Source organism: Streptomyces sp. iso_384, from assembly GCF_056172905.1.
Genome location: NZ_JBWBTT010000001.1, coordinates 162,380 through 189,254, shown reverse-complemented (window position 1 = coordinate 189,254; position 26,875 = coordinate 162,380). Strand labels below are relative to the sequence as shown.

Sequence of the window (26,875 nt, the reverse complement as noted above, 5' to 3'; positions counted from 1 at the left end):
GTATGCTCGCCGCCATGCCCGATTCCGCCCCCTCGCCCCTTTCCGCGGGCGGCGTCTCCCCCCGCAGCGGCGGCGACGCCTGCCCGGGAACGCTGCGGCTGCACCATGCGGACGACGGTGCGCTGGCCCGCGTACGCGTCCCCGGCGGCGTACTGAGCGCGGACCGGGCGGACGCGCTGCTCGCGGTGGCGGACCGGTTCGGGGACGGTGAGCTGCATCTCACCTCGCGGGGCAACGTCCAGCTGCGCGGCCTCGACGCGCGGTGCGGCGGCGAGCTCGCCGGGCTGCTCACGGCTGCCGGGCTCCTGCCCTCCGCCGCGCACGAGCGGGCCCGCAACATCGTGGCCTCGCCGCTCGCCGGACTGGACGGTTCGCCCGCGCTCGGCCCCTGGCTGACCGGGCTGGACGGCCTGGTGTGCGGATCGGCCGCCGCCGCGTCGCTCTCCGGCCGCTTCCTCTTCGCCCTCGACGACGGGCGGGGTGACGTGGACGCGCTGGGCGCGGACGTGACCCTGATCGCGGACGGCGACGGCTGCCTCCTGCGGATCGGGACCGGGGACGAGGTGTTCCGGATACCGGCCGGGGAAGGCCCGCGCGCCGCGCTCCTGGCCGCCGAGGCGTTCCTCCGCGCGGCCCGGCACTCCGGGGCCTGGCGCGTGAAGGATCTGCCCGACGACGTACGGGCGGAGTTCGTCCACGCCATCGCGTCGACGGCCGGCGAGCCCGTGCACCGCCCCCGCCCCCGTACGGCGAAGGTTCCGGAACCGGGCGCCGTCACCGGACCGCACGGCAACGCGGCAGCGACAGCAGCCACGACCGCGACCGCGATCTGTGTCGACGTACCGCTCGGACAGCTCACCCCCGCCCAGTGGCGGCTGCTGACCGACACGGCCCGGCGGTACGGGAACGAGCTGCGGCTGACCCCGTGGCGCGGCATCGTCGTCCCCGGCCCCTTCGACGAGGGTGGCGCGGCGGAGGCGCTGCGCAACCTGGCGGCGGCCGGGCTGATCACCACCCCCGAGTCCCCGTGGACCGGCGTCGGCGCCTGCATCGGCCACCCCGGCTGCGCGAAGTCGCTGTCCGACGTACGGGCCGAAGCGGGGGCCGCTGTCGGACCGGTCGGGCGGCTCCCTGTGTACTGGTCCGGGTGCGAACGCCGCTGCGGCCACCCCCACGGGGAGTGGATCGACGTGGTCGTCACGCCCGGCGGACACCGGATCTCGCATGTACGGGGCGAACGCCGGGACCCCCCGGCGACGGTCCGGAACGACCCGGCGGCACTCGCGGCGACGGTGGCCGCGGCCCGCGCCTGAGCACGTCCCTCCCACCCCCATAACGGCAGAAGAAAGCGACAGCACTGTGCATCAGTACGAGAAGGACGGACCGGCGATCTACCGCCAGTCCTTCGCCACCATCCGCGCGGAGGCGGATCTGGCCGGGCTGCCCGCCGATGTGAGCCAGGTCGCCGTCCGGATGATCCACGCCTGCGGCATGGTCGACCTCGTGACTGACCTCGCCTTCTCGCCGAACGCCGTGGCCGACGCCCGCGCGGCCCTGCGCTCCGGCGCGCCGATCCTCTGCGATGTGGCGATGGTGGCCAGCGGGGTCACCCGCAAGCGGCTGCCCGCGGACAACGACGTGGTGTGCACGCTCTCCGACCCGTCCGTGCCGGAGCTGGCCGCGAAGATGGGCACGACCCGCAGCGCGGCGGCCCTGGAACTGTGGCGGGACCGGATGGAGGGGGCGGTGGTCGCGGTGGGCAACGCCCCGACCGCGCTGTTCCGGCTGCTGGAGATGATCGAGGAGGGTGCCCCGCGCCCGGCCGCCGTGATCGGCGTCCCTGTCGGCTTCGTCGGCGCGATGGAGTCCAAGGAGGCCCTGGCCGAGCACCCGTCGGGCCTGGAGCACCTGATCGTGCGCGGCCGGCGCGGCGGCAGCGCGATAGCGGCGGCGGCGCTCAACGCCATCGCGAGCGAGGAGGAGTAACAGTGACTTCTCCGGTGAAGGACACCCGTACCGGCAAGCTCTACGGCGTCGGACTCGGCCCCGGCGACCCGAACCTGATGACCCTGCGGGCCGTCCAGGCGATCGGCGAGGCGGACGTCGTCGCGTACCACAGCGCCCGCCACGGCCGCTCGATCGCCCGCTCCATCGCGGCGTCGCACCTGCGGCCCGACCACATCGAGGAGGCCCTGGTCTATCCCGTCACGACGGAGACCACGGACCACCCGGGCGGCTATCGGGGCGCGCTGGAGGAGTTCTACGAGAAGGCCGCGGCCCGCCTCGCGGCGCATCTGGACGCGGGCCTGACCGTCGCGGTCCTCGCCGAGGGCGACCCGATGTTCTACGGCTCGTACATGCACATGCACAAGCGCCTGGCCGACCGCTACACCACCGAGGTCATCCCCGGCGTGACGTCCGTCAGCGCGGCGGCGGCCCGCCTCGGCACCCCGCTCGTCGAGGGCGAGGAGATCCTGACGATCCTCCCCGGCACGCTGCCGGAGGAGGAGCTGACGGCCCGTCTCGCCGCCACGGACACCGCGGTGGTGATGAAGCTGGGCCGTACGTTCCCGGCGGTGCGCGGGGCGTTCGAGGCGTCGGGGCGGCTGGCGGAGGCCCGGTACGTGGAGCGGGCGACGATGGCCGGGGAGCGCACGGGCGAGCTGGCGGACATCGACCCGGCGTCGGTGCCGTACTTCTCGGTGGCGGTGCTGCCGAGCCGGGTCGACGCACCGCGCCCCGCGCCTTCGGGCTCCGGAGACGTGGTCGTGGTCGGCACCGGACCGGCGGGCCCGCTGTGGCTGACGCCGGAGACGCGGGGCGCGCTGGCGGCGGCGGACGACGTGGTCGGCTACACCACCTACCTGGACCGGGTGCCGGTCCGCCCGGGCCAGGCGCGGCACGGCTCGGACAACAAGGTGGAGTCCGAGCGCGCGGAGTTCGCGCTGGACCTGGCCCGGCGGGGCCGTCGCGTCGCGGTGGTCTCCGGCGGCGACCCCGGGGTCTTCGCCATGGCGACGGCGGTGCTGGAGGCAGCCTCGCAGGACGCCTACGCGGACATCCCCGTACGCGTGCTGCCCGGCGTCACCGCGGCCAACGCGGCGGCGGCCCGCGCGGGTGCGCCGCTGGGCCACGACTACGCCACGATCTCCCTCTCGGACCGGCTCAAGCCGTGGGAGGTCATCGCGGAGCGGCTGCGCGCCGCGGCCTCGGCGGATCTGGTGCTGGCGCTGTACAACCCGGGCTCCAAGTCCCGTACGTGGCAGGTCGGCAAGGCCCGCGACCTGCTCCTGGAACACCGCTCGCCGGACACCCCGGTGGTGCTGGCGCGGGATGTGGGCGGCCCGGCGGAGTCCGTACGCACGGTGCGGCTGGCCGACGTCGACCCGGCGGAGGTGGACATGCGGACGCTGCTGATCGTGGGCTCGTCGCAGACGCGCTGGGTACGGCGGGGCGACGCCGGAGCGGACCGGTCCATCGTCTGGACGCCGCGCCGCTACCCGGAGGCGTAGAGCTTCCGCACGATCCACTCCACGGCCTCGTCGGGCGTACGGGCCACCGGCACCCCATCCGGCGCCGGTGGCCGCCGCACCACGACGACGGGAATCCCGGCCTCACGGGCGGAGGCGAGCTTGGGGGCGGTGGCGTCCCCGCCGCTGTCCTTGGTGACGAGGACGTCGACGCGATGGCGGCGGATGATCTCGCGCTCCCCCTCCGGCGTGAACGGCCCCCGGTCGAGCAGCACCTCCATCCGGGCCGGGCAGGGCGGCTCGGGTGCGTCGACGGACCGCACGAGGAACCACAGGTCGTCGAGTGCGGCTCCGGCGAAGGCGGCGAGCCCCATCCGCCCGGTGGTGAGGAAGACCCGCTCGCCGAGTGCGGGCAGCAGATCGGCGGCCCCGGCGAGCGATCCGGTGGAGTGCCAGCGGTCACCGTCCTGGGCGACCCAGCCGGGCCGGCGGAGGGCGAGGAGGGGAACATGGGCCTGCGCGGCGGCCTCGGCCGCGTTCCGGCTCATGGTCGCGGCGAAGGGGTGGGTGGCATCGACGAGAACGTCCACACCGTGCTCACGCACCCAGGCGGCGAGCCCGTCGCCGCCCCCGAAGCCACCGATCCGCACCTCACCGGGCGGCAGCCGCGGAGCGGAGACGCGTCCGGCGAGCGAGGTGGTGACCCGGACCCGCCGGTCACCGGCGAGGCTCTCGGCCAGCCGGCGGGCTTCGGTCGTCCCACCCAGAACAAGCACGTGCGCAGGCACAGGCATCGAAACGGACTCTTCTCATGAACGCTGCTGAGGCGCGGGGCGGTCGCAGTGCCCAACTCAAGCACACCGGTCTGCGCCCCGGCTGGACGACCGGCGCCTGTGCGACGGCGGCGACGACGGCCGCGTACACGGCACTGCTGACCGGCGACTTCCCTGACCCGGTGAGCATCACGCTGCCGAAGGGCCAGACCCCGGCGTTCGCGCTGGCGGTGGAGGAACTGGCGGCCGGGCGGGCGAGCGCCGGGGTGGTGAAGGACGCGGGCGACGATCCGGACGTGACGCACGGGGCGCTGGTGAGGTCGACGGTACGGAGGCTGCCGCCCGGCTCCGGCGTGGTGTTCCGGGCCGGCCCGGGCGTCGGTACGGTGACGCTCCCCGGCCTGCCGCTGGACGTCGGGGAGCCCGCGGTGAACCCGGTCCCGCGCCGGCTGATGCGCGAGCACGTCGAGCGGGTGGCGGCGGAGCACGGTGACACGGGGGACGTGGAGATCACGGTCTCGGTGGACCACGGCGAGGAGATCGCCCGCTCCACGTGGAACGGCCGCCTCGGCATCCTGGGCGGCCTGTCGATCCTGGGCACGACGGGCGTGGTCGTCCCCTACTCCTGCTCGGCCTGGATCGACTCGATCCGCCGGGGCGTGGACGTGGCGCGGGCGGCGGGCCTGACCCATGTGGCGGGCTGCACGGGCTCGACGTCGGAGAAGACGGTGGCCGCGGAGTACGGCCTGCCGGACATAGCCCTCCTGGACATGGGCGACTTCGCGGGCGCGGTCCTCAAATACGTACGCCGCCACCCGGTCCCCCGCCTCACGATCTGCGGCGGCTTCGCCAAACTCTCCAAACTCGCGGCCGGCCACCTGGACCTCCACTCGGCCCGCTCCCAGGTGAACAAGCCCTTCCTCGCCGACCTGGCCCGGACGGGCGGCGCGAACGAGGACCTGGCCTCCCGGATCGCCACCGCCAACACGGGCCTGGAGACCCTGCGCCTGTGCGAGGCGGCGGCCATCCCCCTCGGCGACCTGGTGGCGGCCCGCGCCCGCGACGAGGCCCTGGCGGTCCTGCGCGGCGCACCGGTCGCGGTGGACGTGATCTGCATCGACCGGGCGGGGGTGGTGGTGGGGCGGGGGTGACTGCCCCGGGGCATGGCGGCCCGAACTGCTGCGGCTCGGCTATGAGTTGTGCTGGGCCACCACCTGGATGGCGAGGCCGACCGGTGGATCGCCCCGCCCCTCGGCCTCCCCGGACTCCCCTTCGTGGATTTCGGTGACGCCCTGTTCCGGGAACGCCCCGCTGGAAGACCGTGACGTCCAGGCCGGCGGCTCCGCCCCACCCCCTCAGCCCGCCTCCGCCTTCGACAGCGCCTCCGTGATCATGCGGGTCGCGAAGTTCTGGTCGTCCGTCATGCGGTTGATGTGTTCCGCGAGCAGGAACGCCGTCGCCTCCAGCGCGGTCAGTTCCGCTTCCGTCCAGTCGCCGTACTGCTTGCGCCACAGGGTGGGGCTCAGGCCGGTGGCGGCCGCGATGGCCAGGCCGGCCATCGTGGGGACCGCCTCGGGCGAAACGCTTCTCGGCAGCATCTTCAGGGAGGTGACGAGGGTCGGCACCACGTACTCGATGACGTCCTTCTCGTGCGCCTCGTGGGCCTCCCGGAGCCACTTCATGTACAGGTAGACGAGTGTGCACGCCCCGTCCCGCACGTCGTCCAGGCCCTCCGGGCCGAGTGACGTGAGGAGTTGCCGGACCAGCTGCTCCTGTTCGGGATCGGCCCCGCTCCTGCCCTCATGGACGGTCCTGAGCCGGGAGTCGATCAGCATGAGCGCCGCGCCCACATCGCCGGCGGGAGCGTGTCGAGGTTCGAAGGGCGACAAGGCGGAAGTCCTTTTCGGGCCGGCTGCGGTGCGCAGCGCGCGGTGTCCGAGTGCGCTTCGTACCTGTGCGCACTCGGACGACTACGCAATCGACTCTCCCCGATCCGCTGCCGCGGCGCCGGGCGTTTCGCGGATCTGGGCGGCCCTCGCCGTCACTTCCGCCAGAACAGGTGATGTGTCACGCCGCTCGGGCTGGGCACCGCCTCCAGGTGGTAGCGGTCCAGGAGTTCGTCCGGCGACTCCCACAGGCGCAGGCCCGTGTCCAGCTTCACCGGGGAGACCGCCACGTGCAGGGTGTCGATCAGGCCGGCGTCGAGGAACTCGCGGATCGTGGTGACTCCGCCGCCGAGCCGGACGTCCTTGCCGCCCGCCGCTTCCTTCGCCCGGTCCAGCACCGTCGCCGGGTCGGCGTCGACGAAGTGGAACGTGGTGTCGGAGAGCGTGATCGACGGGCGTTCGTGGTGCGTCATGACGAACACCGGGGTGTGGAACGGAGGTTCCTCGCCCCACCAGCCCTGCCACTCGTGGTTCTCCCAAGGGCCGCGCTGCGGGCCGAACTTGTTGCGGCCCATGATCTCCGCGCCGATGTTGTGGGCGAAGTCCCGCGTGAAGTAGTCGTCCAGGCCACGGCTCCCGCCGGGGTCCGTGCGGTTCGGCCAGCTCGCCGTGGCGCCCGCCCAGGAGAAGAGCCGGCCCGGGTCGACGTGGCCGAACGGCCGCTCCAGCGTCTGGTTCTCACCGGCCGCGACCCCATCGCTCGACACGGTGAAGTTCTGGACCTTCAGCAGCTGTGCCACGCCGTCCTCCTGCGTTCTCGGTGTGCTCGGTGTGCTCGGTGTCGGTGGTCAGACCGGATCCGCCGCCGCAACTCATCGGTGCCGGCCGGCCCAGGGCCCTCCCACTATCGCCCCCGGCCCGCCGTACGCTGCTGAGCCGCACCGCCTCAGCGATCAACAGGGGAGCCCATGAGCGATCAGCCGGACCGTAAGCCGTTCCTGTACGTCGTCGTCTGCGCGGCCGGGGCCGCCCGTGAGGCCGACCGGCTGTTCGCCGCCGCGCTGGACGCCGGGTGGGACGTGGGCGTCGTCGCCACCCCGCAGGGGCTCGGGTTCCTCGACGCCGCGGCCGTCGAGGCGCGGACCGGGTATCCGATCCGGTCCGCCTGGCGTTCACCCGGCGACCCGCGGCCCTTTCCGGACCCGGACGCGATCGTCGTCGCGCCCGCCACGTTCAACACGATCAACAAGTGGGCGGCCGGAATCTCGGACACCCTGGCCCTCGGCATCCTGTGCGAGGCGTACGGGCTCGGCGTCCCCACCGCCGTCCTCCCGGCCGTGAACTCCGTCCTCGCCGAGCACCCCGCCTACGCCGAGAGCCTGCGCAGGCTGCGCGACATGGGCGTCCTCGTCGGTTCCCGTACGTCCCAGCCGCCCGCCTCCGACGGTGACCAGGAGCCCTTTCCCTGGGAAGAGGCCCTGGAGCTGCTCGCCCCCACGCTCTCCGTGTGAGCGCCCCGGAGGGCGTCATGCGGCCCCCGTGCGGCTTCCGGCCGCGGGCCCTCGACGGCTGGAAGCCGCCCGATAAGGTAATGGCCGAATAAAGAGGTCGCCACGTGCGCACACGCCGCCGCACGTCTCGGGAGGAAGCCATGGGAACCCGCCGTACATCACTGCCCGGAGTGGGTGCTCAGTACGACTTCACGACCGAGACAGGGCAGCACATCTCGGTCGTCGTCCACCACGACGGACGCCGGTTCATCGGGTTCTACGAACAGGACGACCCTGATGCGTGCCGACTCTCCGTCCCCCTGACGACGACCGAGGCCACCGCGCTCGCGCACCTCATCGATCCGGCGCCCATCGACGCCGTACGGACCGAGGGCATCGACCTCGTCACCGAGCACATCCCACTCGGATCCCGCTCCCCGTACGGCGGGCGGCTGCTGGGGGAGACGCGGGCGCGGACGCGGACCGGGGCGTCCATCGTGGCGGTGCTGCGCACCCACAGCGCGCACCCGTCGCCGGAACCGGATTTTCGACTGGCCATCGGGGACACACTCGTCGCCGTCGGTACGCGTGAGGGCGTCGACGCGCTCTCCGAGATCATTGCGGAGGGCTGACCGTGCATGACACGACCGCGTTGCTGGTGGAGCTGGGCGCCGTCATCCTCGGGCTGGGGCTCCTCGGGCGGTTCGCGGGCCGGATCGGGCTCTCCCCCATCCCGCTCTACCTCCTCGCCGGGCTGGCGTTCGGGCACGGCGGTCTGATCCCGCTCAAGGCCAGCGAGGAATTCACCATGGTGGGCGCCGAGATCGGCGTCATCCTGCTGCTCCTGTTGCTGGGGCTCGAATACAGCGCGTCCGAGCTGGTCACCAGTCTCAAGACGCAGTACCCGTCCGGTGCCGTGGACTTCGCCCTCAACGCGACGCCCGGCGCCGTCGCCGCCCTCGTCCTCGGCTGGGGTCCCGTCGGCGCGGTCGCGCTGGCCGGTGTCACCTGGATCTCCTCCTCCGGCGTGATCGCCAAGGTGATGACCGATCTCGGCCGGCTCGGTAACCGCGAGACACCCGTCGTCCTCGGCGTCCTCGTCATGGAGGACCTGGCGATGGCGGTGTATCTGCCGCTGCTCACCGCCATGCTCGCCGGGGTCAGCCTGGCCGGCGGCAGCCTTGCGCTCGTCATCGCGCTCGGAGCCGTGGGACTCGTCCTCTACCTGGCGCTCCGCCACGGCCGGCTGATCAGCCGCGCGGTCTCCTCCGACAATCCGGAGATGCTGCTCCTGGTCGTCCTCGGCCTCACCGTCCTGGTCGCCGGTGTCGCCCAGCAGCTCCAGGTGTCCGCGGCCGTCGGCGCGTTCCTCGTCGGCATCGCGCTCTCCGGCGAGGTCGCCGAGGGCGCCCGCAAGCTGCTCACGCCGTTGCGGGACCTGTTCGCCGCCGTGTTCTTCGTCTTCTTCGGGCTCTCCACGAACCCGGCCGACATCCCGCCGGTGCTGCTGCCCGCGGCCCTGCTGGCCGTCGTCACCGCCTTCACCAAGATCGCCACCGGCTACTACGCGGCCCGCCGCGCCGGAATCGGCTCGCGCGGCCGCTGGCGGGCGGGCGGCACCCTCGTGGCGCGCGGCGAATTCTCCATCGTCATCGCCGGTCTGGCCGTGGCCACCGAGCCGCGCATCGGCCCCATCGCCACCGCGTACGTCCTGATCCTCGTCATCGTCGGCCCGCTCACCGCCCGGTGGACGCAGCCCATCGCCGCGAAGATCGAGGCCCGGCGCGGTGGCGGCAAGGACACGAGCGACGCCCTGGCGAAGGAGCCCGTCGCGCGGTCCGCGCCCGAGCGCCGGCTGCCCACGCACGACGACCTCACCCCCGAACCGGCGGGCGAGAAGCACGAGTAGGCGCGCGTCCCCCACTGACGCCGACGCTCGTGGAGCGTGGTCGAGCCCCTGGACACCCACCTGGTGTCCGGGGGCTTCGTCGTCCGTACAGCACCGCTCAGTGCGCGATGCCGTCGATCAGTTCCCGCGCCCCCTGCCGCAGCAGCGCGACCGCGACGGACGTGCCCAGGGTGGCCGGGTCCAGCGGCCCCGCCCACTCGTGCGCGTTCAGCACGGTCTTGCCGTCGGGCGTGAACACCTTCGCCCGCAGCGAGAGATCGCCGTTCCGCTCGACCTGCGCGTACCCGGCGATCGGGCTGTTGCAGTGGCCCTGCAGCACATGGAGGAACATCCGCTCGGCGGTCGTCTCGCGGTACGCCGCCGGGTCGCCGAGGCCGCTCACGAGGTCGATCACGGCGTCGTCGCCCTCGCGGCACTGGAGCGCCAGGACGCCCGCGCCGATCGGCGGACACATCACCTCGGGTGACAGGACCTCGGTGATCACGTCCGTACGGCCGATGCGCTCCAGACCGGACACCGCCAGGAGCAGCGCGTCGGCCTCGCCGCCGGCCAGCTTCTCCAGCCGCCGGTTGGCGTTGCCGCGCATCGGTACGCAGTCGAGGTGCGGGTGCGAGGCCGCGAGCTGCGCGGAGCGGCGTACGGACGAGGTGCCGATCCGGGTGCCGGACGGCAGCTCGTCGAGGGTCAGGCCGCCCGGGTGGATCAGCGCGTCGCGGATGTCGTCGCGCCGGAGGAAGGCGGCGAAGACCGTGCCCGCGGGCAGCGGGCGGTCCGCCGGGATGTCCTTGACGCAGTGCACCGCCAGGTCCGCCTCCCCGGCGAGGAGCGCCTGGTCGACCTCCTTGGTGAACGCGCCCTTGCCCTCGACGGCGCTGAGATCGCCCATCCACTTGTCGCCGGTCGTCCGGACCGGGACGACCTCGGTACGGATACCGGGGTGGGATTCGGCCAACTCGGCCCGTACGCGCTCCACCTGGGCGAGCGCCATCGGGGAGTCACGGGACACGATGCGGATCAGATCGGCGGGCATGTCGCCCACGATAGAGGGTCGGACCCGGCTACGCGGATCGAACGCTCCGTCATGTTCGGTTCATGCCACGGCTGTTGAGTGTCGCTCAGCTGTGCGAGACGACCATCGGCCGATGCATGTCCGCGTGCCGTGGAGCGGCTCGTTCTCAGCGCCCGGAGAGACCCCGGCTGCTAATCTCTACACGTTTGTAGAGATGTTCGACGTAGGGAGATGTCATGGCTCTGTGGGATCGCATCAAGGAATCCGCGTCGTCGATGCAGACGCAGTTGGAGGCGAAGAAGAACGAGCTGAAGTCGGGGTCGTTCCGGGACGCGAGCATGGCCATGTGCGCCCTGGTCGCCGCCGCCGACGGCTCCGTCGACCCGTCCGAGCGCCAGCGCGTCGCGGCGCTCATCGCGTCCAACGACGTCCTGCGGAACTTCCCCGCGGACGACCTCCAACGGCGCTTCAACGCGTACGTCGACCAGCTCACCGCCGACTTCGCCCTCGGCAGGGTCAGCGTGGTCCAGGAGATCGCCAAGGCGAAGAAGAAGCCCGCCGAGGCCCGGGCCGTGATCCAGATCGGCATCGTCATCGGCGGCGCCGACGGAGACTTCGACGCCACCGAGCAGGCCGTCGTGCGGGAGGCGTGCTTCGCGCTCGACCTGCCGCCGCACGAGTTCGACCTGTAGAGCGCGTAACACCGGGCCGGCCGGGGCGTGTCACAGCTCCTTGGCCGGCCAGTCCAGCAGCCGGGCCCCGATGACCGCCGTCTGCAGGCTGTAGCGGTGCATCGGGTCCGAGGGGTCGGACCCGGTCAGCTGATGGATGCGCTCCAGGCGGTACGTCAACGCCCGTACGCTCAGCGCCAGTCGGCGGGCGGTCTCGGCGGCCACGCAGCCCGCGTCGAAATAGACCACCAGCGTGTTCAACAGCGGTTCCGCACCACCCCTCGCCTTCTGGAGCGGGCCCAGCTCGCTGCGCACCAGATCGGCCATCGCCTGCCGGTCCCGGGTCAGCACCGGGTAGACCAGCAGCTCCGAGGCGTACAGCACGGGGTCGTCCATCGCCATCCGGTCCGCCAGATCGAGGGCTGCGAGCGCCTCGTCGTACGAATGGACCACCCCGCCCGGGCCCTTGTGCGGGCGGCCGACCGCGACCCGGCCGCCGTCCGTCGCCGCGTGCGCCTGCTTGGCGAAGTAGCGCAGGACGTCGGGCTGGCTGCCCGGGGCGATGCAGACGATCCGGCCGTCCTTGGTCGTCAGCAGGATCTTCCGGCCGCTGAACCGTGTCAGCAGCGCCGTCTCCACACTGCGCGGCACCGCGTCCGTCTCGGTGTACGCCTCCGGTCCCGACGCCACCGCGACCGCGTGCGCCCGGGAAAGCCGCAGGCCGAAGCGGGTCGCGCGCTCCGCGAGCCGGACCAGGTCGCTGCGCCCGTAGAGCAGGTCGTCGATGAACTCCCGGCGTGCCGCCTCCTCCCGCCGTACGGTGAGCCGCTGGGCGCGCTCGAAGCCCTCGGCGAACGCGTCGACCGCCTGCTCCACCGCGGCCAGGACGGCATCGGCCACGGCGGGGGAGTTTCCGGCAGCGGTGCGCGGCCAGGCCTCACGCGTCTGTGCCAGATGCATCGTCACCAGGGCGCGCAGCTGATGCCCGGCGTCCGCCGCCGCACGCCCGAGTGCTCGGCGCACCTCCAGTTCGTTACGCGTCAGACGGCGGCCAGTGAGGGCGACTTCGCCCAGAATATCGGCATAATCGCCCAGAATTTCCGCGGGAATCCTTGGCTCGGCCACGCACTCTCCCTCAGCCTTGCAACAGTCCTGTCATTTCCCCAACGCACACGGGGCGATGCCGGTGCCCGGCATCAGCAAAGCGTAAAGATTGCCGGGATTCGGCAATGCGCCGGGCCTGCCCCGGATGACAGGATCAGGTCAGCAACAACACGGGGGAAGCACACGGGGGAGCACGGGGAACGGGGGAACGGAGCCCTTCGCGGGTCTCGGATCCCGGATCGTCCACGGGGGATCGCGGACGGTTCGAGGTCGGTTCGAGATCCGGCGGAAGGGCCCCACCGGGGCAACAACCCGGCCGCTGCGGCAGGCACCGACATTGCCGCAGCGGCCGGGGCCCCGGCACCCGCCGGCCGCTCGCCGCCCCCGTACCGGCATCAAGGAAGCGCACCGCCCCCAGGGCCCGTGCGCAGGACGCAGGGGGGTGGGACCGATGGAAGAATTCCTGAGCGCGGCACTCGGATTCCCCGCCGTCATCTTCGGCGCCGCTCTGATCGTCGTCGTCTGCTTCTGGCTGCTGGTGCTGGCCGGAGCCGCCGGCCACGACTCCTTCGACGCGGACCTCGACACCGGCGCGGCCGGTCTCGGCGGTGTTCCGGTCTCCGTCTCCGTCTCCCTGCTGGTCGTCTTCGCCTGGTTCGGCAGCCTGACCGGGACCGTTCTGCTGCGCCGGAGCGAGACCGGCACCGCCACCCGCGCCGTGCTCGCGGTAGCCGTGCTCGTCGGTTCGCTGCTCCTCGCCTGGGCGGCCGTCCGCCTCCTCGTCCACCGCTTCCGCCGGTACTTCCCGGCGGAACCTCCGCCATCGAGGCTGGACTTCGTCGGGAGCGTCTGCACGATCCGCACCGGCTCCGTCACCGCGACGTTCGGCCAGGCCGAGGTCGTGTCCCACGACGGATCGACGGCCATCGTGCAGGTCCGCCGGGCCGAGCCGTTCCCGCTCCCCGGACCGGGCGCGGAGGAGGCGCCGCTCGTCCTGGGCGGCTCCGGACTCCTCTACGCGTACGACGAGGACGGCGAGTTCTTCTGGGTCTCGCCCTACGACGCGGCGCTCGACCCCGGTCCGAACACCCGACCACAGCAGTCGCCGGGCGGGGCGGACAGCTGAACCGGCCGGTCCGCCGGTCCGGGTGAACCGGGCGGCCCCGGGCTTCCCGGGTCGGCCGAGACTCCGGGGCCCCCTGCTCCACATCGTCCTGACGTACGTACCCGCCGCCCGTCCCCGCAACGGCCGGCCACCCCGACTTCGCTTGTGCCACTTCCGTACCGACAAGCCGCCAAGGACTCTTCTATGGATGCCATCTCCTTGGGCATCGGCGTGCTCATCGCCGCTGTCCTGCTCATCGTCATCGCCATCGCCTTCGTCATCACCCGGCTGTTCCGCAAGGTCGAGCAGGGCAAGGCGCTGATCATCTCCAAGACCAAGAAGGTCGACGTCACCTTCACCGGAGCCGTCGTCCTGCCCGTGCTCCACAAGGCCGAGACGATGGACATCTCGGTGAAGACCATCGAGATCCGCCGCGCCGGGCGCGAGGGTCTGATCTGCCAGGACAACATCCGCGCCGACATCCAGATCACCTTCTTCGTCCGGGTCAACAAGACCGTCGAGGACGTCATCAAGGTCGCCCAGGCCATCGGTACGGGACGGGCGAGCGACAAGGACGCCATCCAGCAGTTCTTCTCCGCGAAGTTCTCCGAGGCGCTCAAGACCGTCGGCAAGCAGCTCGACTTCGTCGATCTGTACACCAAGCGCGAGGAGTTCCGGGACCGGATCATCCAGGTCATCGGCACCGACCTGAACGGCTACCACCTCGACGACGCCGCGATCGACTTCCTCGAGCAGACGCCGATGGCCCAGCTCGACGGGGCCAACATCCTGGACGCCCAGGGCATCCGGAAGATCACCGAGCTGACCGCGATCGAGCACGTGCGCACCAACGAGTTCCAGCGCACCGAGCAGAAGGAGATCACCCGGCAGGACGTCGACGCCCGCGAGACGATCCTGGAGCTGGAGCGCCGGCAGGCCGAGGCGGAGATCAAGCAGCGCCGCGAGGTCGAGACGCTGCGGGCCCGCGAGGAGGCGGCCACCGCCCGGGTGCAGGAGGAGGAGCGGCTCGGTTCGCAGAGCGCGTTCATCAAGACCGAGGAGCAGCTCGGCATCCAGCGCGAGAACCAGGCGCGGGAGATCGCCGTCGCGCAGAAGAACCGCGAGCGCGTCATCGCCGTCGAGAGCGAGCGCATCGAGAAGGACCGGATGCTGGAGGTGATCGGGCGTGAGCGCGAGACCGAGCTGAACCGGATCGCCGCCACGAAGGAGGTCGAGGCCGAGCGCCGCGAGGTCGCCGACGTCATCCGGGAGCGGATCGCGGTGGACCGCACGGTCGCCGAGCAGGAGGAGTCGATCCTCACCCTGCGCGCCGTCGAGGACGCCGAGAGGGCCCGCAGGTCGGTCATCATCGCGGCCGAGGCGGAGGCCCAGGAGAAGCTGGTCAAGGACATCAAGGCGGCGGAGGCGGCGGAGGCGGCGTCCACGCACCTGGCGGCCGAGCAGCTCACGCTCGCCGAGGCGCGGCTGAAGACCGCGGACCTCGACGCGCAGGCCAAGCTGCGGCTGGCCGAGGGCATCCAGGCCGAGACGGCCGCGCCCGGGCTCGCCGCCGTACAGGTGCGCGACGCGGAGGCGGACGTCACCGAGAAGGCCGGTCTCGCGGAGGCCGAGGCGACGGCGGCCCGGCTCAAGGCCGAGGCGGAGGGCTCGCGGCTCAAGGCGCTCGCCACGGCGGAGGGCACGCAGGCCCAGGCGTCGGCCGACGCGGCGGTCATCGGCGAGAAGCTGAAGGCGGAGGCCGCGGGGCTCACGGAGAAGGCGGCCGCGATGGCGGCGCTGGACGAGGCGTCGCGTACGCACGAGGAGTACCGTCTGCGGCTCGACGCGGAGAAGGAGATCCGGCTGGCCGGCCTGGAGGTGCAGCGGCAGGTCGCCGAGGCACAGGCGACGGTCCTGGCGACGGGTCTGGAGAACGCCGACATCGACATCGTCGGCGGGGAGTCCGTCTTCTTCGACCGGCTCGTGTCGTCGATCTCGCTGGGCAAGGCGGTGGACGGGTTCGTGGACAACTCGCAGACCGCGCAGGCGTTGGCGGGGCCGTGGCTGGACGGTTCGTCGTCCTTCACGGACGACCTGAGCCGGGTGCTGGGGTCGGTCTCCACGGGTGATGTGCAGAACCTGACGGTGTCGGCGCTGCTGATGCGGCTGATGGGGTCGTCGGGTGCGGCGTCGGGGCAGGTGGAGCAGTTGCTGGCGGCGGCGAAGGAGCTGGGGCTCGCAGATCTGCCGGTGTCTTCGGTGGCCGGTACGAAGGTGGCTCCCGCGGCGGTGTCTCTGAACGGGGCCAAGGGGTAGGCCCAGGCAGCGGGCGGGCCGCCGTTCCAGCCCGGGCGGCCCGCTGTCAGCCCGTCCGGCGTTTGAGGACGGAACCCTCGGCCGGGGGCCGGAAGGTCTGCGTGTGCGTCCCACGGGGGTGGGCGCACAGGCCTGGCCCACCCGGTCGGGGGTTCCGTCCTCAAACGCCGGACAGGCTGGAATTCGGGCCTGCCGCAGCACGTCGGGAAGCGGGCCCACCAACCCAGAGGTTCCGTCCTCAAGCGCCGGACGGGCTGGGTGTGCCGGGCCACGCGGGCCCACCAGCCCAGAGGTTCCGTCCTCAAGCGCCGGACGGGCTGGGTGTGCCGGGCCACGCGGGCCCACCAGCCCAAGGGTTCCGCCCTCAAGCGCCGGACGGGCTGGATCTCCGGGTCCGCGCCACACGCCAAGAACGGGCCCACCCGGACGGGCTGAGTCTGAAGATCACGTAGGGAGCCGTACGCATGGACAGCGACATCACCGCCACCGTCACCGCGCCTCAGGGCGGGGAGGCCGATGTGGATGCCGGTGCCTATGAGGTGCTGCGGCGGCGGCTCTCCGCGCAGGCCGGGGAGCTCGTGCGGCGGGCCGAGGCGCTCAACCTCCGGCGGACCGAGGAGTTCGGGTCGACCGGGCTGCGGCTGCTGGCCACCGAGCAGGTCCGCACGGAGCGGGCCTCCGTGCCGCGTGATCTCGTCGCCGTGGGCGGCCGGCTGCTCTTCGGGTTCGAGCGGGGGCCGGGGGCCCGTGGTGAGGCGGGGGTCGAGGACGTCCTCCTCGTACGGGCCGCGGACGTCGACAGCGAGGCGCACGAGGACGGCGGGCCCACGGCGGAGGCCACCCTCCTCGACGACGAGGGCTTCCGGCGCGCGTTCTCCTCCCTCCACCGCTACTTCCGCGACGCCCGCCTCCTGCGGCTGCGCCGCGTCGACGGCAAGCTGCTGGCCGTCTTCCGTACCGGCGAGAACGCCGAGGACATCCGGGTACTGCGCTGGGCGCTCGGGGCGGGCGGGTCGCCGGGGGCGTTCCTGGACGCCCAGGGCGAGCGCGATCATGTCTTTCCGCCGTCGCACGACTTCGAGTGGACCGTCGCGGGACGGGACGCCCACGTTCCGGGACGGCATCCGCACATCGCCGTCGGCAAGGGCGGCGGGCTCTTCGTCGACACGCTCGGCGGCACGCTCACCGTGAAGGTCACCGACGACACCGAGTCGCCGGACGGCATCTACGAGGAGCCCGTCGACGAGCCGCTGCAGTCGCTGGCCGACGCCGACGTCGAGTACGCCGAGGTCGGGCCGCTGGTGCTGCTGCGGGTGCGGCCGTACAAGGAGACGGACTGGCGGTACCTCGTCTTCAACTCGCTGCTCTCCAGCGTCCGGCGGCTCGACTCGATCGGGCCCGCGTGCCACCGGCTGCCCGAGGACCAGGGGATCATCTTCCCCGGCGGCTACTACCTCACCACCGGCACCGCGAAGACCTTCGACACCGCCGAGGAGCTGACCGAGCCGGTCTTCGAGGGCGCGGTCCGCTCACCCAACGGTGAGGACGTGCTCTACGTCTTCCGCTCCCGCGACGGCCTGCGCAGCCTTCTCCTCCCCTACAACCTGATCCGCCAGGAGGTCGCCACTCCGCTCACCGGGCGCGGCCACGCGCTGCTCGACGACGGCACGCTGATCCTGCTCCGGGACAACCCGGACGGTCCGGCCCGGGTGCACCCGTTGCAGCGCTGGCAGACGCCGTACGTCTCCGACACCTACGCCGCCGCCCGGCCCGCCGGGACCGGGCCGCTCGCCCGGACCGGCAACGCCGACCTGGTGCGCGGGATTTCGGACTGCCTCGCGCTCGCGCACGGCGTTCAGGACATGACGCCGACGACCGCCGTCTACGGACAGCTCGCCGCCGACTGCGCCCGCGCCCAGGACCGCTACCACTGGCTGTCCGACCCCGAACTGGGTTCGCTGGCGGAGCCGTTGGGCGAGCTGCGGGCCACCGCGCAACAGGTGCTGGCCGAGTTCACCGCCGTACAGGAGCTGACCCGGCGGGCCGCCGAAGCGCTGGAGGAGACCGCCGCGCGGATCACCGCGCTGGTGCGGCGGGTACGTGGCGAGGTTCCCGGGTCGGCGTCCGTCTGGGTCGAGCGGCTGACGGAACTGCGGCAGGCGCACGGTCACTTGGCGACGGTCGGCGAGATGCGGTACGCCGATGTCGAGCGGATCGCGGAACTGTCGGCCCGGACCGAGGACGACATCGCCTCCGCCGCCCAGCGGGCCGTGTCCTTCCTCGCCCGCGAGGACGCGTTCGACGGGTACCACGAGGACATCGCGGGGCTCGTGGCCGAAGCGGGTGCGCTGGAGACCGTCCGGGACGCCTCCGCCGTGACCGACCGGCTGTCCGCGATGACGGAGGGACTCGCCACCGTCACGGATGTGGTCGCCGGTCTCGACATCGGCGACGCCACGGTGCGTACGTCGATCCTGGAGCGGATCGCGGAGGTGCTGGGCGGGGCGAACCGGGCCCGCGCCACGCTGGACGCGCGCCGCCGGGAGCTGCTGTCGAAGGAGGGGCGGGCCGAGTTCGCCGCCGAGTTCGCGCTGCTCGGGCAGGCCGTCACGGGCGCGCTGGCCGCCGCCGGATCGCCGGAGGCCTGTGACAACCAACTGGCGCGCCTGCTGCTCCAGTTGGAGAACCTGGAGTCGCGGTTCGCGGAGTTCGACGACTTCCTCGCCGAGCTGGCCGAGCGCCGCACCGAGGTGTACGAGGCGTTCTCGGCGCGCAAGCAGACCCTCCAGGACGAGCGGGCGCGGCGCGCGGAGCGGCTGGCCGGGTCGGCGGACCGGGTGCTCGACACCATCGCCCGGCGGGTCGCCGCGCTGGAGGACCTCGACGCCGTCCACACCTACTTCGCCTCCGACCCGATGGTCGCCAAGGTCCGCCGGACCGCCGACGAGTTGCGGGAACTGGGCGACCCGGTACGGGCCGAGGAGCTGGACGGGCGGCTGAAGGCGGCCCGGCAGGAGGCGGGCCGCGCCCTGCGCGACCGCACCGAGCTGTACGCGGACGGCGGGTCCGTGATCAAGCTGGGCCGCCACCGCTTCGCGGTGAACACCCAGCCGTTCGACCTGACACTGGTGCCCTCCGGGGACAGCCTCGCCTTCGCGCTGACGGGGACCGACTACCGGGCCCCGGTCACCGACCCGGAGTTCGCGGCGGCCCGGCCGTACTGGGAGCAGCTGCTCCCCTCGGAGAACGCCTCCGTCTACCGCGCCGAGCATCTGGCCGCCCGGCTCCTCGACGAGCACGGGGCCGGACACCTCGCCACGCTCGCCGACACCGAACTGGCCTCTCTCGTCCGGGAGTCGGCTGCCGAGGCGTACGACGAGGGGTACACGCGGGGCGTCCACGACGAGGACGCCACCGCCATCCTGGCCGCCCTGCTGCGGCTGCACACAGACGCCGGGCTGCTGCGCCACGAGCCGGCCGTCCGCGCGGCGGCCCAGCTCTTCTGGGCGTACGGCTCCGACGAGGCGCGGCGCACCTCCTGGACCAGGCGCGCGGTCTCCCTGGCCCGGGCCCGCGACACGTTCGGGCTCGCCCCGGCCATCGCGGCGCTCCAGGAGGAGTGGGCGTCGGCGATCGGCTCCCCGTCGCCCTCCGCACCGGCCCACGCCGTCGCCGCGTACCTCTTCGAGGAGCTGACCACCGGGCCCTCCGGGTTCGTCGTGGGCTCCCCGATCCGGGCCTTCCTGGAAGCCTTCCACCGGGCGGCGGGCCCCGACGCGTACGGGGACGACCTCGCGGCCCTCGGCGACGACCTGGCCGCGCGCCGGCAGCTCGTGGAGGGCTGGCTGGCCCCGTACGCCGAGGCCACGGGGGCGGGCCTCGGCGACGGCGATCTGGCGGAGGCCGTGGCGGTGGAGCTCTGCCCGGAGCTGGAGCGTTACGCCTGCGACGCCCCGCTCACCGAGCGGCTGGAGGGTCTTCTCGGCGATCACCCGCGGATCGCGGACGGCGGGATCCTCACCGTACGGATCGACGAACTCCTCGCCCGTACCGCCGAGTTCCGCAACGACACCGTGCCCGGGTTCCGCGCCTACCAACGGCTGCGCACCTCGCTGGTGACCGCCGAGCGCGGGCGGCTGCGGCTGGACGACCACCGGCCGCGCGTGATGTCGGCGTTCGTCCGCAACCGGCTGCTCGACGAGGTGTATCTGCCGCTGATCGGCGACAGCCTGGCCAAGCAGCTCGGCACCGCCGACGCCGACCGGCGCACCGACTCGCAGGGCATGCTGCTGCTCGTCTCGCCGCCCGGCTACGGCAAGACGACGCTGATGGAGTACGTCGCGGACCGGCTCGGCATGGTCCTCGTCAAGATCAGCGGTCCGAACCTGGGCCACGACGTGACCTCCCTCGACCCGGGCCAGGCCCCGAGCACCACCGCCCGGCAGGAGATCGAGAAGATCAACTTCGCCCTGGAGGCGGGCAACAACACGCTTCTCTACCTCGACGACATCCAGCACACCTCGCCCGAACTGCTGCAGAAATTCATCCCGTTGTGCGACGCCACCCGCCGCATCGAGGGCGTGCGGGACGGCGAGCCGCGCAGCTACGACCTGCGGGGCAAGCGGTTCGCGGTGTGCATGGCGGGCAACCCGTACACCGAGTCCGGCGAGCAGTTCCGGATCCCGGACATGCTCGCCAACCGGGCCGACGTGTGGAACCTCGGCGAGGTCCTCAGCGGCCGGGACGACGTCTTCGCGCTGAGCTTCGTGGAGAACGCGCTGACCGCCAACCAGGTCCTCGCCCCGCTGGCCGCCCGCTCCCGGGACGATCTGGCGCTGCTGGTGCGGCTGGCGGGCGGCAGCGACCCGGCCGCGCGCGCGGAGCACCTGGAACACCCGTACAGCGCAGCCGAGTTGGACCGGATCCTGGCCGTGCTGCGCCATCTGCTCACGGCCCGGAACACCGTGCTCGCGGTGAACGCGGCGTACATCGCCTCGGCCGCGCAGACGGACGCCACGCGCACCGAGCCGCCGTTCCGGCTCCAGGGCTCCTACCGCAACATGAACAAGATCGCCGAGCGGATCGTGCCCGTCATGAACGACGACGAGCTGTCCGCCGTCGTCGAGGACCACTACGCGGGCGAGGCACAGACGCTCACCACCGGCGCCGAGGCCAACCTGCTGAAGCTGGCCGCCCTGCGCGGCACGCTCACCGCCGGACAGGCCGAGCGGTGGGCGGCGATCACCGCCTCCTACGTCCGTACGCAGGCGCTCGGCGGTCCGGACGGCGACCCGATGACCCGGGCGGTGGCCGCGCTCGGGCTGCTCGCGGACCGGATCGCGGCGGTCGAGACGGCGATCCAGCGGGCGGCGGACCCCCGGCACCTGCCGGCCGGGCCGTCGGCGCCGGTGCACCAGCCGCATCCGCCGCACCCGGTGAACCCGCCGGTCACGGCGCACGAGCGGGCCGCCGTGAACCCGCCGCACGTGGTCGACGACCAGGCCGCGCCCGACCGTCGTGCGAAGATCACCAACACTCCACACTGATCGGGACCGATCGGGAAGACCGAGCCGGAGGGATCACGGCATGCTGGGTTTCGTGCCTCCACTTCCTCAGCAGCCGGGACGGCCGCCGTCCACCGGCCACATGATCGTCTGCGGTGACGACGCCCTGGCGCGCCGGCTCGCCGTGGAGCTGCGCTTCGTCTACGGGGAGCGGGTCACGCTGCTCCTGCCGCCGGGCCGGTACGCGAACAGCCCGGAGACGCCGCTGACCCAACGGGGTCGGGCAGCCGCCCTGTTCGGCCGGATGTCGGCGGCGATGAACCGCGCGGGCAACGGCGGCGGGAACACCGGCGGCAGCGGTGACACCAACGCCGGAGTCGAGGCCGTCCGCATCATGGAGGCCCCCGAGCCCTCCGACGACGTACTGGAGGAGGCGGGCGTCGACCGGGCCGCCGCCCTCGCGCTCGTCTACGACGACGACGAGCGCAACATCCGCGCCGCCCTGACCGCCCGCCGCCTCAACCCCCGTCTGCGGCTGGTGATCCGGCTCTACAACCGCAAGCTCGGGCAGCATCTGGAGGAGCTGCTCGACCAGGCGGCGGCCGTCGCCATGCCCGGCATCGACCCGGCGCTGCTGGACGCCTCCACCACCGTCCTGTCCGACGCCGACACCGCCGCCCCGGCCCTCGCCGCCACCGCGCTGACCGGCAGCAGCAAGATCATCCAGGCCGAGGGGCTGCTCCTGCGCGCCGCCGAGCGTCCCCCGCCCCGCTCCGGCGAGCGGGCCGACCCCGGCCTGTGCACCCTCGCCCTGCTCTCCTCCACCACCAACGACCCGGCGGGCGCGGAGGGTTCGGACAGCAGCGGCGACGAGGCCCCGCAACTGCTGCCCGACGAGAGCGCCATCGCCGCCGCGACCGGCCGGGGCACGGTGGTCCTCGAAGCGGTCAGCCGGGCCGACCCGGACCGTCCGGCCACCCGCATGGGCGGCCGGGGCGCCCCGCTCTCCCAGGTCTTCTCCCGCAGGCTGCGCTGGTCGGCCCTCGGCGTCGCGGTCGCCGCGCTCGCCCTGGTGATCGCCTCGCTCCTGACCACCGAGGACACGGCGATCCACTCCACCTATCTGACCCTGCTCGACCTGCTGGGCATGAACGACCCGGCGGAGGGCGCCCCACCGGCCCGGCAGATCATCCAGCTCCTCTCCGGCATCGCCGGGCTGCTCCTGCTCCCGCTGCTGCTCGCCGCCGTCCTGGAGGCGTTCGGCACCCTGCGCACCGCCTCCTCGCTGCGCCGGCCGCCGCGCGGTCTGTCGGGGCACGTGGTGCTGCTGGGGCTCGGCAAGATCGGTACGCGCGTCCTCGTACGGCTCCGCGAGCTCGACATCCCCGTGGTCGTCGTCGAGGAGGACCCCGAGGCGCGGGGCATTCCGCTGGCCCGCTCGATGCACGTGCCGACCGTCATCGGCGACGTCACCCAGGAAGGCGTCCTCGAAGCGGCCAAGATCCGCCGCGCCCGCGCCCTCCTCGCCCTCACCAGCATCGACACCACGAACCTGGAAGCGGCGCTGTACGCGCGCTCGGTGAAGCCGGACCTGAGGGTGGCGCTGCGGCTGTACGACGACGAGTTCGCCACCGCCGTCTACCGCACCCTGCGCACCGCGCACCCCGGGGCCCTGACCCGCTCCCGCTCGGTCTCCCATCTGGCCGCCCCGGCCTTCGCGGGCGCCATGATGGGCCGCCAGATCCTCGGCGCGGTCCCGGTCGAGCGCAAGGTCATGCTGTTCGCGGCCCTGGAGGTGGCGGGGCACCCGCAGTTGGAGGGCCGCACGGTCGAGCAGGCGTTCCGGGCGGGCGCCTGGCGGGTCCTGGCCATCGACGCCACCCCGCCCGGCGACCGCACCCCCGACCTCGCCGCCCCCCTGCCGTTCGACCCGGAGGGCGACGCGACGCCGCCGCCCTCCGGCCTGGTCTGGGACCTGCACCCCGGCTACGTCCTTCGCGCCCAGGACCGGGTGGTGATCGCCGCCACCCGCCGCGGCCTCGCGGAGCTGCTGCGACGGCAGCGGTCGGTGGTGCCGGGACGGTAGGGCTGCCGAGACGCCCCGGTGGCCGCCGACCGCCGGGGCGTCTCGGCGGCGGGCCCGGGCTACCGGAACGCGCCCATCGCCTCCCGCACCTCGTCCAGCGTGGCCTCCGCCAGCGCGTTCGCCCGCTCGTTGCCCGCCCGGAGCACCGACCGCACGTACGGCAGGTCCTTCGCGTACTCCGCCCGCCGGGCCCGGAAGGCGGCCAGGTGGCCGTTGACCGCGTCGGTCACCGTCCTCTTGAGAGCGGCGGCTCCGCCGTCGCCGATCTCCGCCGCGACCTCGCGCGGGTCCCGCTCCAGGCAGAGGGCGGCCAGCAGCACCAGCGAGGAGACGTTGGGGCGGGTGTCGGGGTCGTAGGTGATGTGCCGGTCGGCGTCCGTGGTCGCGCCCTTGATGAGGCGGGCCGTCTCGTCGGCGGTGGCGCCGAGCGGGACGGAGTTGGCCCGGCTCTTGCTCATCTTCGTGCCGTCCGTGCCGAGCAGCAGGGGCGCGGCGGAGAGCAGGGTCTCCGGTTCCGGGAAGACATCGCCGTACCGCTCGTTGAAGCGGCGGGCGATCGTCCGGGTGACTTCCAGGTGGGGCGCCTGGTCCCGGCCGACCGGAACCAGGTTGCCCTTGCAGGACAGGATGTCGGCGGCCTGGTGGACCGGGTAGGTGAGCATCAGCCCGCTGACCGTGGACTGCCGGGAGTGCGCGATCTCGTCCTTGACCGTGGGGTTCCGGTTCAGCTCCGCGACGGAGACCAGGCTGAGGAAGGGCAGCATGAGCTGGTTGAGCGCGGGGACGGCGCTGTGGCAGAAGACCGTGGACCGGGCGGGGTCGAGACCGAGGGCCAGATAGTCCAGGAGCAGTCCGTCGGTGTACTCCCCCAGCCGCTCCGCGGTGTCCCGGTCGGTGATGACCTGGTAGTCGGGGATGAGGACGATGACGTCCACGCCGAGTTCCTGGAGGCGGACCCGGTTGAGCAGGGATCCGAAGTAGTGGCCGAGGTGAAGGGCGCCGGTGGGGCGGTCCCCGGTGAGGACCCGGAAGCTGCCGGGGTCCTGGGCGATGCGGCGCTCCAGCTCGGCGGAGGCGGCCGGGGCGGGCGTGGTGGCGGTGACGGCGGTGGGCGCTGTGGCGGTGGGCTTTGCGCCGGTGGTGGTGGATGCGTGTGCCGGTGTGGTGCTGGTCATGGGATCGGGTCTCTCCTCGCGTGGATGGTGCGTGGAGGACGGCCCCGCCGGTGAGCGCCGCTGCGCTTCGTCTCCGTTTCCGCGCCGTACGAGGTGCCGTACGAGGGCAGCGAAAAGGGCCGTCCATGTCGAACGGCCCTGGTTCCGTGCGGATGCTGTGGCCGCTCCTACGAGGAGCGCCACCAGTTTCGGCACGGGACGGAGGTCATGGCTTCACTATAAAGGGGTCCGCTTCCCGCGGGGGCTTCATCCTGCTGGGGTCTACTTCGGCGCGTGCCCGCCCACGGAGAAGAGGAGCCAGATGAATCCGGCGAAGAGGTGCGTCGCAAAGACATAGACGAAGACGCGCAGGAACACTCCGCGCGCTTTCCACTCCTCGCTGCTGCTCCTCAGCTCGCTCACCGCTCCAGAGTACGCCCGCCCGGGGAGGGCGCCCGGCCGCGCGGAATAGGACGGAGAGGGGTCCCGTTGTAGAGTGTAGTTCAACGTTCAACCAAATCGGTCAGGACCTCCGGATCCCCGGATCCCCGGCCGGGACTCAGGAAGGCGGACGCCATGCAGTTCGGGATCTTCACCGTCGGAGACGTCACGACCGACCCGACCACCGGCCGGACCCCCACCGAGAACGAGCGGATCAAGGCGACCCTGGCCATCGCACAGAAGGCCGAGGAGGTCGGTCTGGACGTCTTCGCGACCGGCGAGCACCACAACCCGCCGTTCGTCCCGTCCTCCCCGACGACGACCCTCGGCTACATCGCCGCCCGCACCGAGAACCTGATCCTGTCCACTTCCACCACGCTGATCACCACCAACGACCCGGTGAAGATCGCCGAGGACTACGCCACCCTCCAGCACCTCGCGGACGGCCGCGTCGACCTGATGATGGGCCGGGGCAACACGGGACCGGTCTATCCGTGGTTCGGCAAGGACATCCGCCAGGGCATCCCGATGGCCATTGAGAACTACGCCCTGCTGCACAAGCTGTGGCGCGAGGACGTCGTCGACTGGGAGGGCAAGTTCCGTACGCCGCTCCAGTCCTTCACCGCCACCCCGCGCCCGCTGGACGGCGTCCCGCCGTTCGTCTGGCACGGCTCCATCCGCTCGCCGGAGATCGCCGAGCAGGCCGCGTACTACGGCGACGGCTTCTTCCACAACAACATCTTCTGGCCCATGGAGCACACGGAGAAGATGGTCGGCCTCTACCGGCGCCGCTACGCCCACTACGGGCACGGCACCGCCGAACAGGCCATCGTCGGGCTCGGCGGCCAGGTGTTCATGCGGAAGAACTCGCAGGACGCGGTACGGGAGTTCCGCCCGTACTTCGACAACGCGCCGGTCTACGGCCACGGCCCGTCCCTGGAGGACTTCACCCGCGAGACCCCGCTGACGGTGGGCTCCCCGCAGGAGGTCATCGAGCGGACCCTGACGTTCCGGGACGCGGTCGGCGACTACCAGCGCCAGCTGTTCCTGATGGACCACGCGGGGCTCCCGCTGAAGACGGTCCTGGAGCAGCTCGACATCCTCGGCGAGGAGGTCGTGCCCGTCCTGCGCAAGGAGTTCGCCAACCTGCGGCCGGCCGGTGTGCCGGAGTCCGCGCCCGTCCACCCGGCGGTCGCCGCCGCCCGGGCCTCCGGAAAGGAGAGCTGACCCCGATGTTCGCCACCACCCCGCTGCGCATCGTCGCCGTATCGGCCGGGCTCAGCCAGCCGTCCTCCACCCGGCTGCTGGCCGACCGGCTGGCCGCCGCCACCCGTGAGCGCCTCACGGCCGAACAGGACAGAGACGTGGAGGTCCGCGTCATCGAGCTGCGCGATCTCGCCGTGGACATCGCGAACCACCTGGTCAGCGGATTCCCGTCGGCCGGACTGCGTGGGGCGATCGACGCGGTGACGGAGGCCGACGGGCTGATCGCCGTGACGCCCGTCTTCACCGCCTCGTACAGCGGACTGTTCAAGTCGTTCTTCGACCTGATCGACCACACCGCGCTGACCGGCAAGCCCGTCGTGATCGCCGCGACGGGCGGCACCGCCCGGCACTCGCTGGTCCTGGAGCACGCGCTGCGCCCGCTCTTCGCCTATCTGCGGGCCGTCACCGTGCCCACCTCCGTCTACGCGGCGTCGGAGGACTGGGGCTCCTCGGGCGACGAGTACACCGAGGGCCTGCCGTCCCGGATCCGGCGCGCTGGCGGCGAGCTGGCCTCCGCGGTCCTGGGCCGTACGGTCTCCGGGGCCTCGCGGACCCTGGGTCTGGACGACGGGGAGGACGCGGTCGTCCCCTTCGAGCAGCAGCTCGCGGACCTGCGGCTGGACTGAGACCGGGGGAACGAGCCCACGGGGCGGGTCACATCGACCCGCCCCGATTGCCCTACTTGATTACA

Annotated in this window: 21 protein-coding genes; 14 read left to right on the top strand and 7 right to left on the bottom strand. The window is 72.5% G+C overall.

The window, feature by feature from the left end; translation table 11 throughout:
- Positions 1 to 2 precede the first annotated feature (2 nt).
- The 3 genes from AC0VY3_RS00805 to AC0VY3_RS00795 are packed head-to-tail and all read left to right on the top strand — an operon-like array spanning position 3 to position 3,512.
- Complete coding sequence (locus AC0VY3_RS00805; protein WP_475548669.1) at positions 3 to 1,313, top strand: cobalamin biosynthesis protein CobG; 1,311 nt, start codon at positions 3 to 5, stop codon at positions 1,311 to 1,313.
- Positions 1,314 to 1,359: 46 nt separating this feature from the next.
- The gene (locus AC0VY3_RS00800) at positions 1,360 to 1,986 is read left to right on the top strand and encodes a precorrin-8X methylmutase (protein WP_010056569.1); all 627 of its coding nucleotides are present in this window, start codon (positions 1,360 to 1,362) and stop codon (positions 1,984 to 1,986) included.
- Between the two features lie 14 nt (positions 1,987 to 2,000).
- Positions 2,001 to 3,512 (top strand): precorrin-2 C(20)-methyltransferase, encoded by a 1,512-nt coding sequence (locus AC0VY3_RS00795; protein ID WP_242743319.1) that lies wholly within the window; start codon positions 2,001 to 2,003, stop codon positions 3,510 to 3,512.
- Here the strand turns inward: AC0VY3_RS00795 and AC0VY3_RS00790 are convergent.
- The gene (locus tag AC0VY3_RS00790; RefSeq protein WP_475548668.1) at positions 3,497 to 4,264 is read right to left on the bottom strand and encodes a cobalt-precorrin-6A reductase; all 768 of its coding nucleotides are present in this window, start codon (positions 4,262 to 4,264) and stop codon (positions 3,497 to 3,499) included. The genes AC0VY3_RS00795 and AC0VY3_RS00790 overlap by 16 nt on opposite strands.
- Before the next feature lie 17 nt (positions 4,265 to 4,281).
- Between AC0VY3_RS00790 and AC0VY3_RS00785 the strand changes: the two genes are divergently transcribed.
- Complete coding sequence (locus AC0VY3_RS00785; RefSeq protein ID WP_475548667.1) at positions 4,282 to 5,394, top strand: cobalt-precorrin-5B (C(1))-methyltransferase; 1,113 nt, start codon at positions 4,282 to 4,284, stop codon at positions 5,392 to 5,394.
- A gap of 204 nt (positions 5,395 to 5,598) precedes the next feature.
- Here AC0VY3_RS00785 and AC0VY3_RS00780 read toward each other — a convergent pair whose 3' ends face one another.
- Positions 5,599 to 6,078, bottom strand: a complete 480-nt coding sequence (locus AC0VY3_RS00780; RefSeq protein ID WP_103513300.1) for a hypothetical protein — start codon at positions 6,076 to 6,078, stop codon at positions 5,599 to 5,601.
- Between the two features lie 206 nt (positions 6,079 to 6,284).
- Positions 6,285 to 6,929, bottom strand: coding sequence for a dihydrofolate reductase family protein (locus tag AC0VY3_RS00775; RefSeq protein WP_242743176.1), 645 nt, complete (start codon positions 6,927 to 6,929; stop codon positions 6,285 to 6,287).
- A gap of 168 nt (positions 6,930 to 7,097) precedes the next feature.
- On the opposite strand from AC0VY3_RS00775, the gene AC0VY3_RS00770 reads away from it, so the two are divergent.
- From AC0VY3_RS00770 to AC0VY3_RS00760, 3 genes are all read left to right on the top strand, one after another.
- Complete coding sequence (locus tag AC0VY3_RS00770; protein ID WP_242743177.1) at positions 7,098 to 7,640, top strand: flavoprotein; 543 nt, start codon at positions 7,098 to 7,100, stop codon at positions 7,638 to 7,640.
- A 140-nt stretch (positions 7,641 to 7,780) separates the two neighbouring features.
- Positions 7,781 to 8,251, top strand: coding sequence for a cation:proton antiporter regulatory subunit (locus AC0VY3_RS00765; RefSeq protein WP_073768394.1), 471 nt, complete (start codon positions 7,781 to 7,783; stop codon positions 8,249 to 8,251).
- Between the two features lie 2 nt (positions 8,252 to 8,253).
- Positions 8,254 to 9,528 (top strand): cation:proton antiporter, encoded by a 1,275-nt coding sequence (locus AC0VY3_RS00760; protein ID WP_103513303.1) that lies wholly within the window; start codon positions 8,254 to 8,256, stop codon positions 9,526 to 9,528.
- A gap of 97 nt (positions 9,529 to 9,625) precedes the next feature.
- Here AC0VY3_RS00760 and hemC read toward each other — a convergent pair whose 3' ends face one another.
- Positions 9,626 to 10,558: a hydroxymethylbilane synthase gene (gene hemC / locus AC0VY3_RS00755; protein ID WP_103513320.1), complete on the bottom strand. Its 933-nt coding sequence runs from the start codon at positions 10,556 to 10,558 to the stop codon at positions 9,626 to 9,628.
- A 215-nt stretch (positions 10,559 to 10,773) separates the two neighbouring features.
- Between hemC and AC0VY3_RS00750 the strand changes: the two genes are divergently transcribed.
- The gene (locus AC0VY3_RS00750) at positions 10,774 to 11,229 is read left to right on the top strand and encodes a tellurite resistance TerB family protein (RefSeq protein WP_475548666.1); all 456 of its coding nucleotides are present in this window, start codon (positions 10,774 to 10,776) and stop codon (positions 11,227 to 11,229) included.
- Positions 11,230 to 11,259: 30 nt separating this feature from the next.
- Here AC0VY3_RS00750 and AC0VY3_RS00745 read toward each other — a convergent pair whose 3' ends face one another.
- Complete coding sequence (locus tag AC0VY3_RS00745) at positions 11,260 to 12,333, bottom strand: PucR family transcriptional regulator (RefSeq protein ID WP_475548665.1); 1,074 nt, start codon at positions 12,331 to 12,333, stop codon at positions 11,260 to 11,262.
- A 430-nt stretch (positions 12,334 to 12,763) separates the two neighbouring features.
- Between AC0VY3_RS00745 and AC0VY3_RS00740 the strand changes: the two genes are divergently transcribed.
- The 4 genes from AC0VY3_RS00740 to AC0VY3_RS00725 all read left to right on the top strand — a co-directional run bounded on the left by AC0VY3_RS00740 (position 12,764) and on the right by AC0VY3_RS00725 (position 23,323).
- Complete coding sequence (locus AC0VY3_RS00740) at positions 12,764 to 13,438, top strand: hypothetical protein (RefSeq protein WP_475548664.1); 675 nt, start codon at positions 12,764 to 12,766, stop codon at positions 13,436 to 13,438.
- Between the two features lie 183 nt (positions 13,439 to 13,621).
- Entirely contained in the window at positions 13,622 to 15,733 is a 2,112-nt protein-coding gene (locus AC0VY3_RS00735) for a hypothetical protein (RefSeq protein ID WP_103513307.1), read from the top strand.
- Between the two features lie 464 nt (positions 15,734 to 16,197).
- Positions 16,198 to 21,279, top strand: a complete 5,082-nt coding sequence (locus AC0VY3_RS00730) for a DNA repair ATPase (protein ID WP_475548663.1) — start codon at positions 16,198 to 16,200, stop codon at positions 21,277 to 21,279.
- 40 nt (positions 21,280 to 21,319) lie between these two features.
- Entirely contained in the window at positions 21,320 to 23,323 is a 2,004-nt protein-coding gene (locus tag AC0VY3_RS00725; protein WP_103513309.1) for an NAD-binding protein, read from the top strand.
- A 59-nt stretch (positions 23,324 to 23,382) separates the two neighbouring features.
- Here AC0VY3_RS00725 and trpS read toward each other — a convergent pair whose 3' ends face one another.
- Entirely contained in the window at positions 23,383 to 24,498 is a 1,116-nt protein-coding gene (trpS, locus tag AC0VY3_RS00720) for a tryptophan--tRNA ligase (protein ID WP_475548662.1), read from the bottom strand.
- 261 nt (positions 24,499 to 24,759) lie between these two features.
- The gene (locus AC0VY3_RS00715; RefSeq protein ID WP_475548661.1) at positions 24,760 to 24,900 is read right to left on the bottom strand and encodes a DUF6126 family protein; all 141 of its coding nucleotides are present in this window, start codon (positions 24,898 to 24,900) and stop codon (positions 24,760 to 24,762) included.
- 153 nt (positions 24,901 to 25,053) lie between these two features.
- On the opposite strand from AC0VY3_RS00715, the gene AC0VY3_RS00710 reads away from it, so the two are divergent.
- Together AC0VY3_RS00710 and AC0VY3_RS00705 are read left to right on the top strand one after the other, a co-directional pair.
- The gene (locus AC0VY3_RS00710; protein ID WP_103513311.1) at positions 25,054 to 26,145 is read left to right on the top strand and encodes an LLM class flavin-dependent oxidoreductase; all 1,092 of its coding nucleotides are present in this window, start codon (positions 25,054 to 25,056) and stop codon (positions 26,143 to 26,145) included.
- A gap of 5 nt (positions 26,146 to 26,150) precedes the next feature.
- Positions 26,151 to 26,810, top strand: coding sequence for an FMN reductase (locus tag AC0VY3_RS00705; RefSeq protein ID WP_103513312.1), 660 nt, complete (start codon positions 26,151 to 26,153; stop codon positions 26,808 to 26,810).
- Positions 26,811 to 26,875 lie beyond the last annotated feature (65 nt).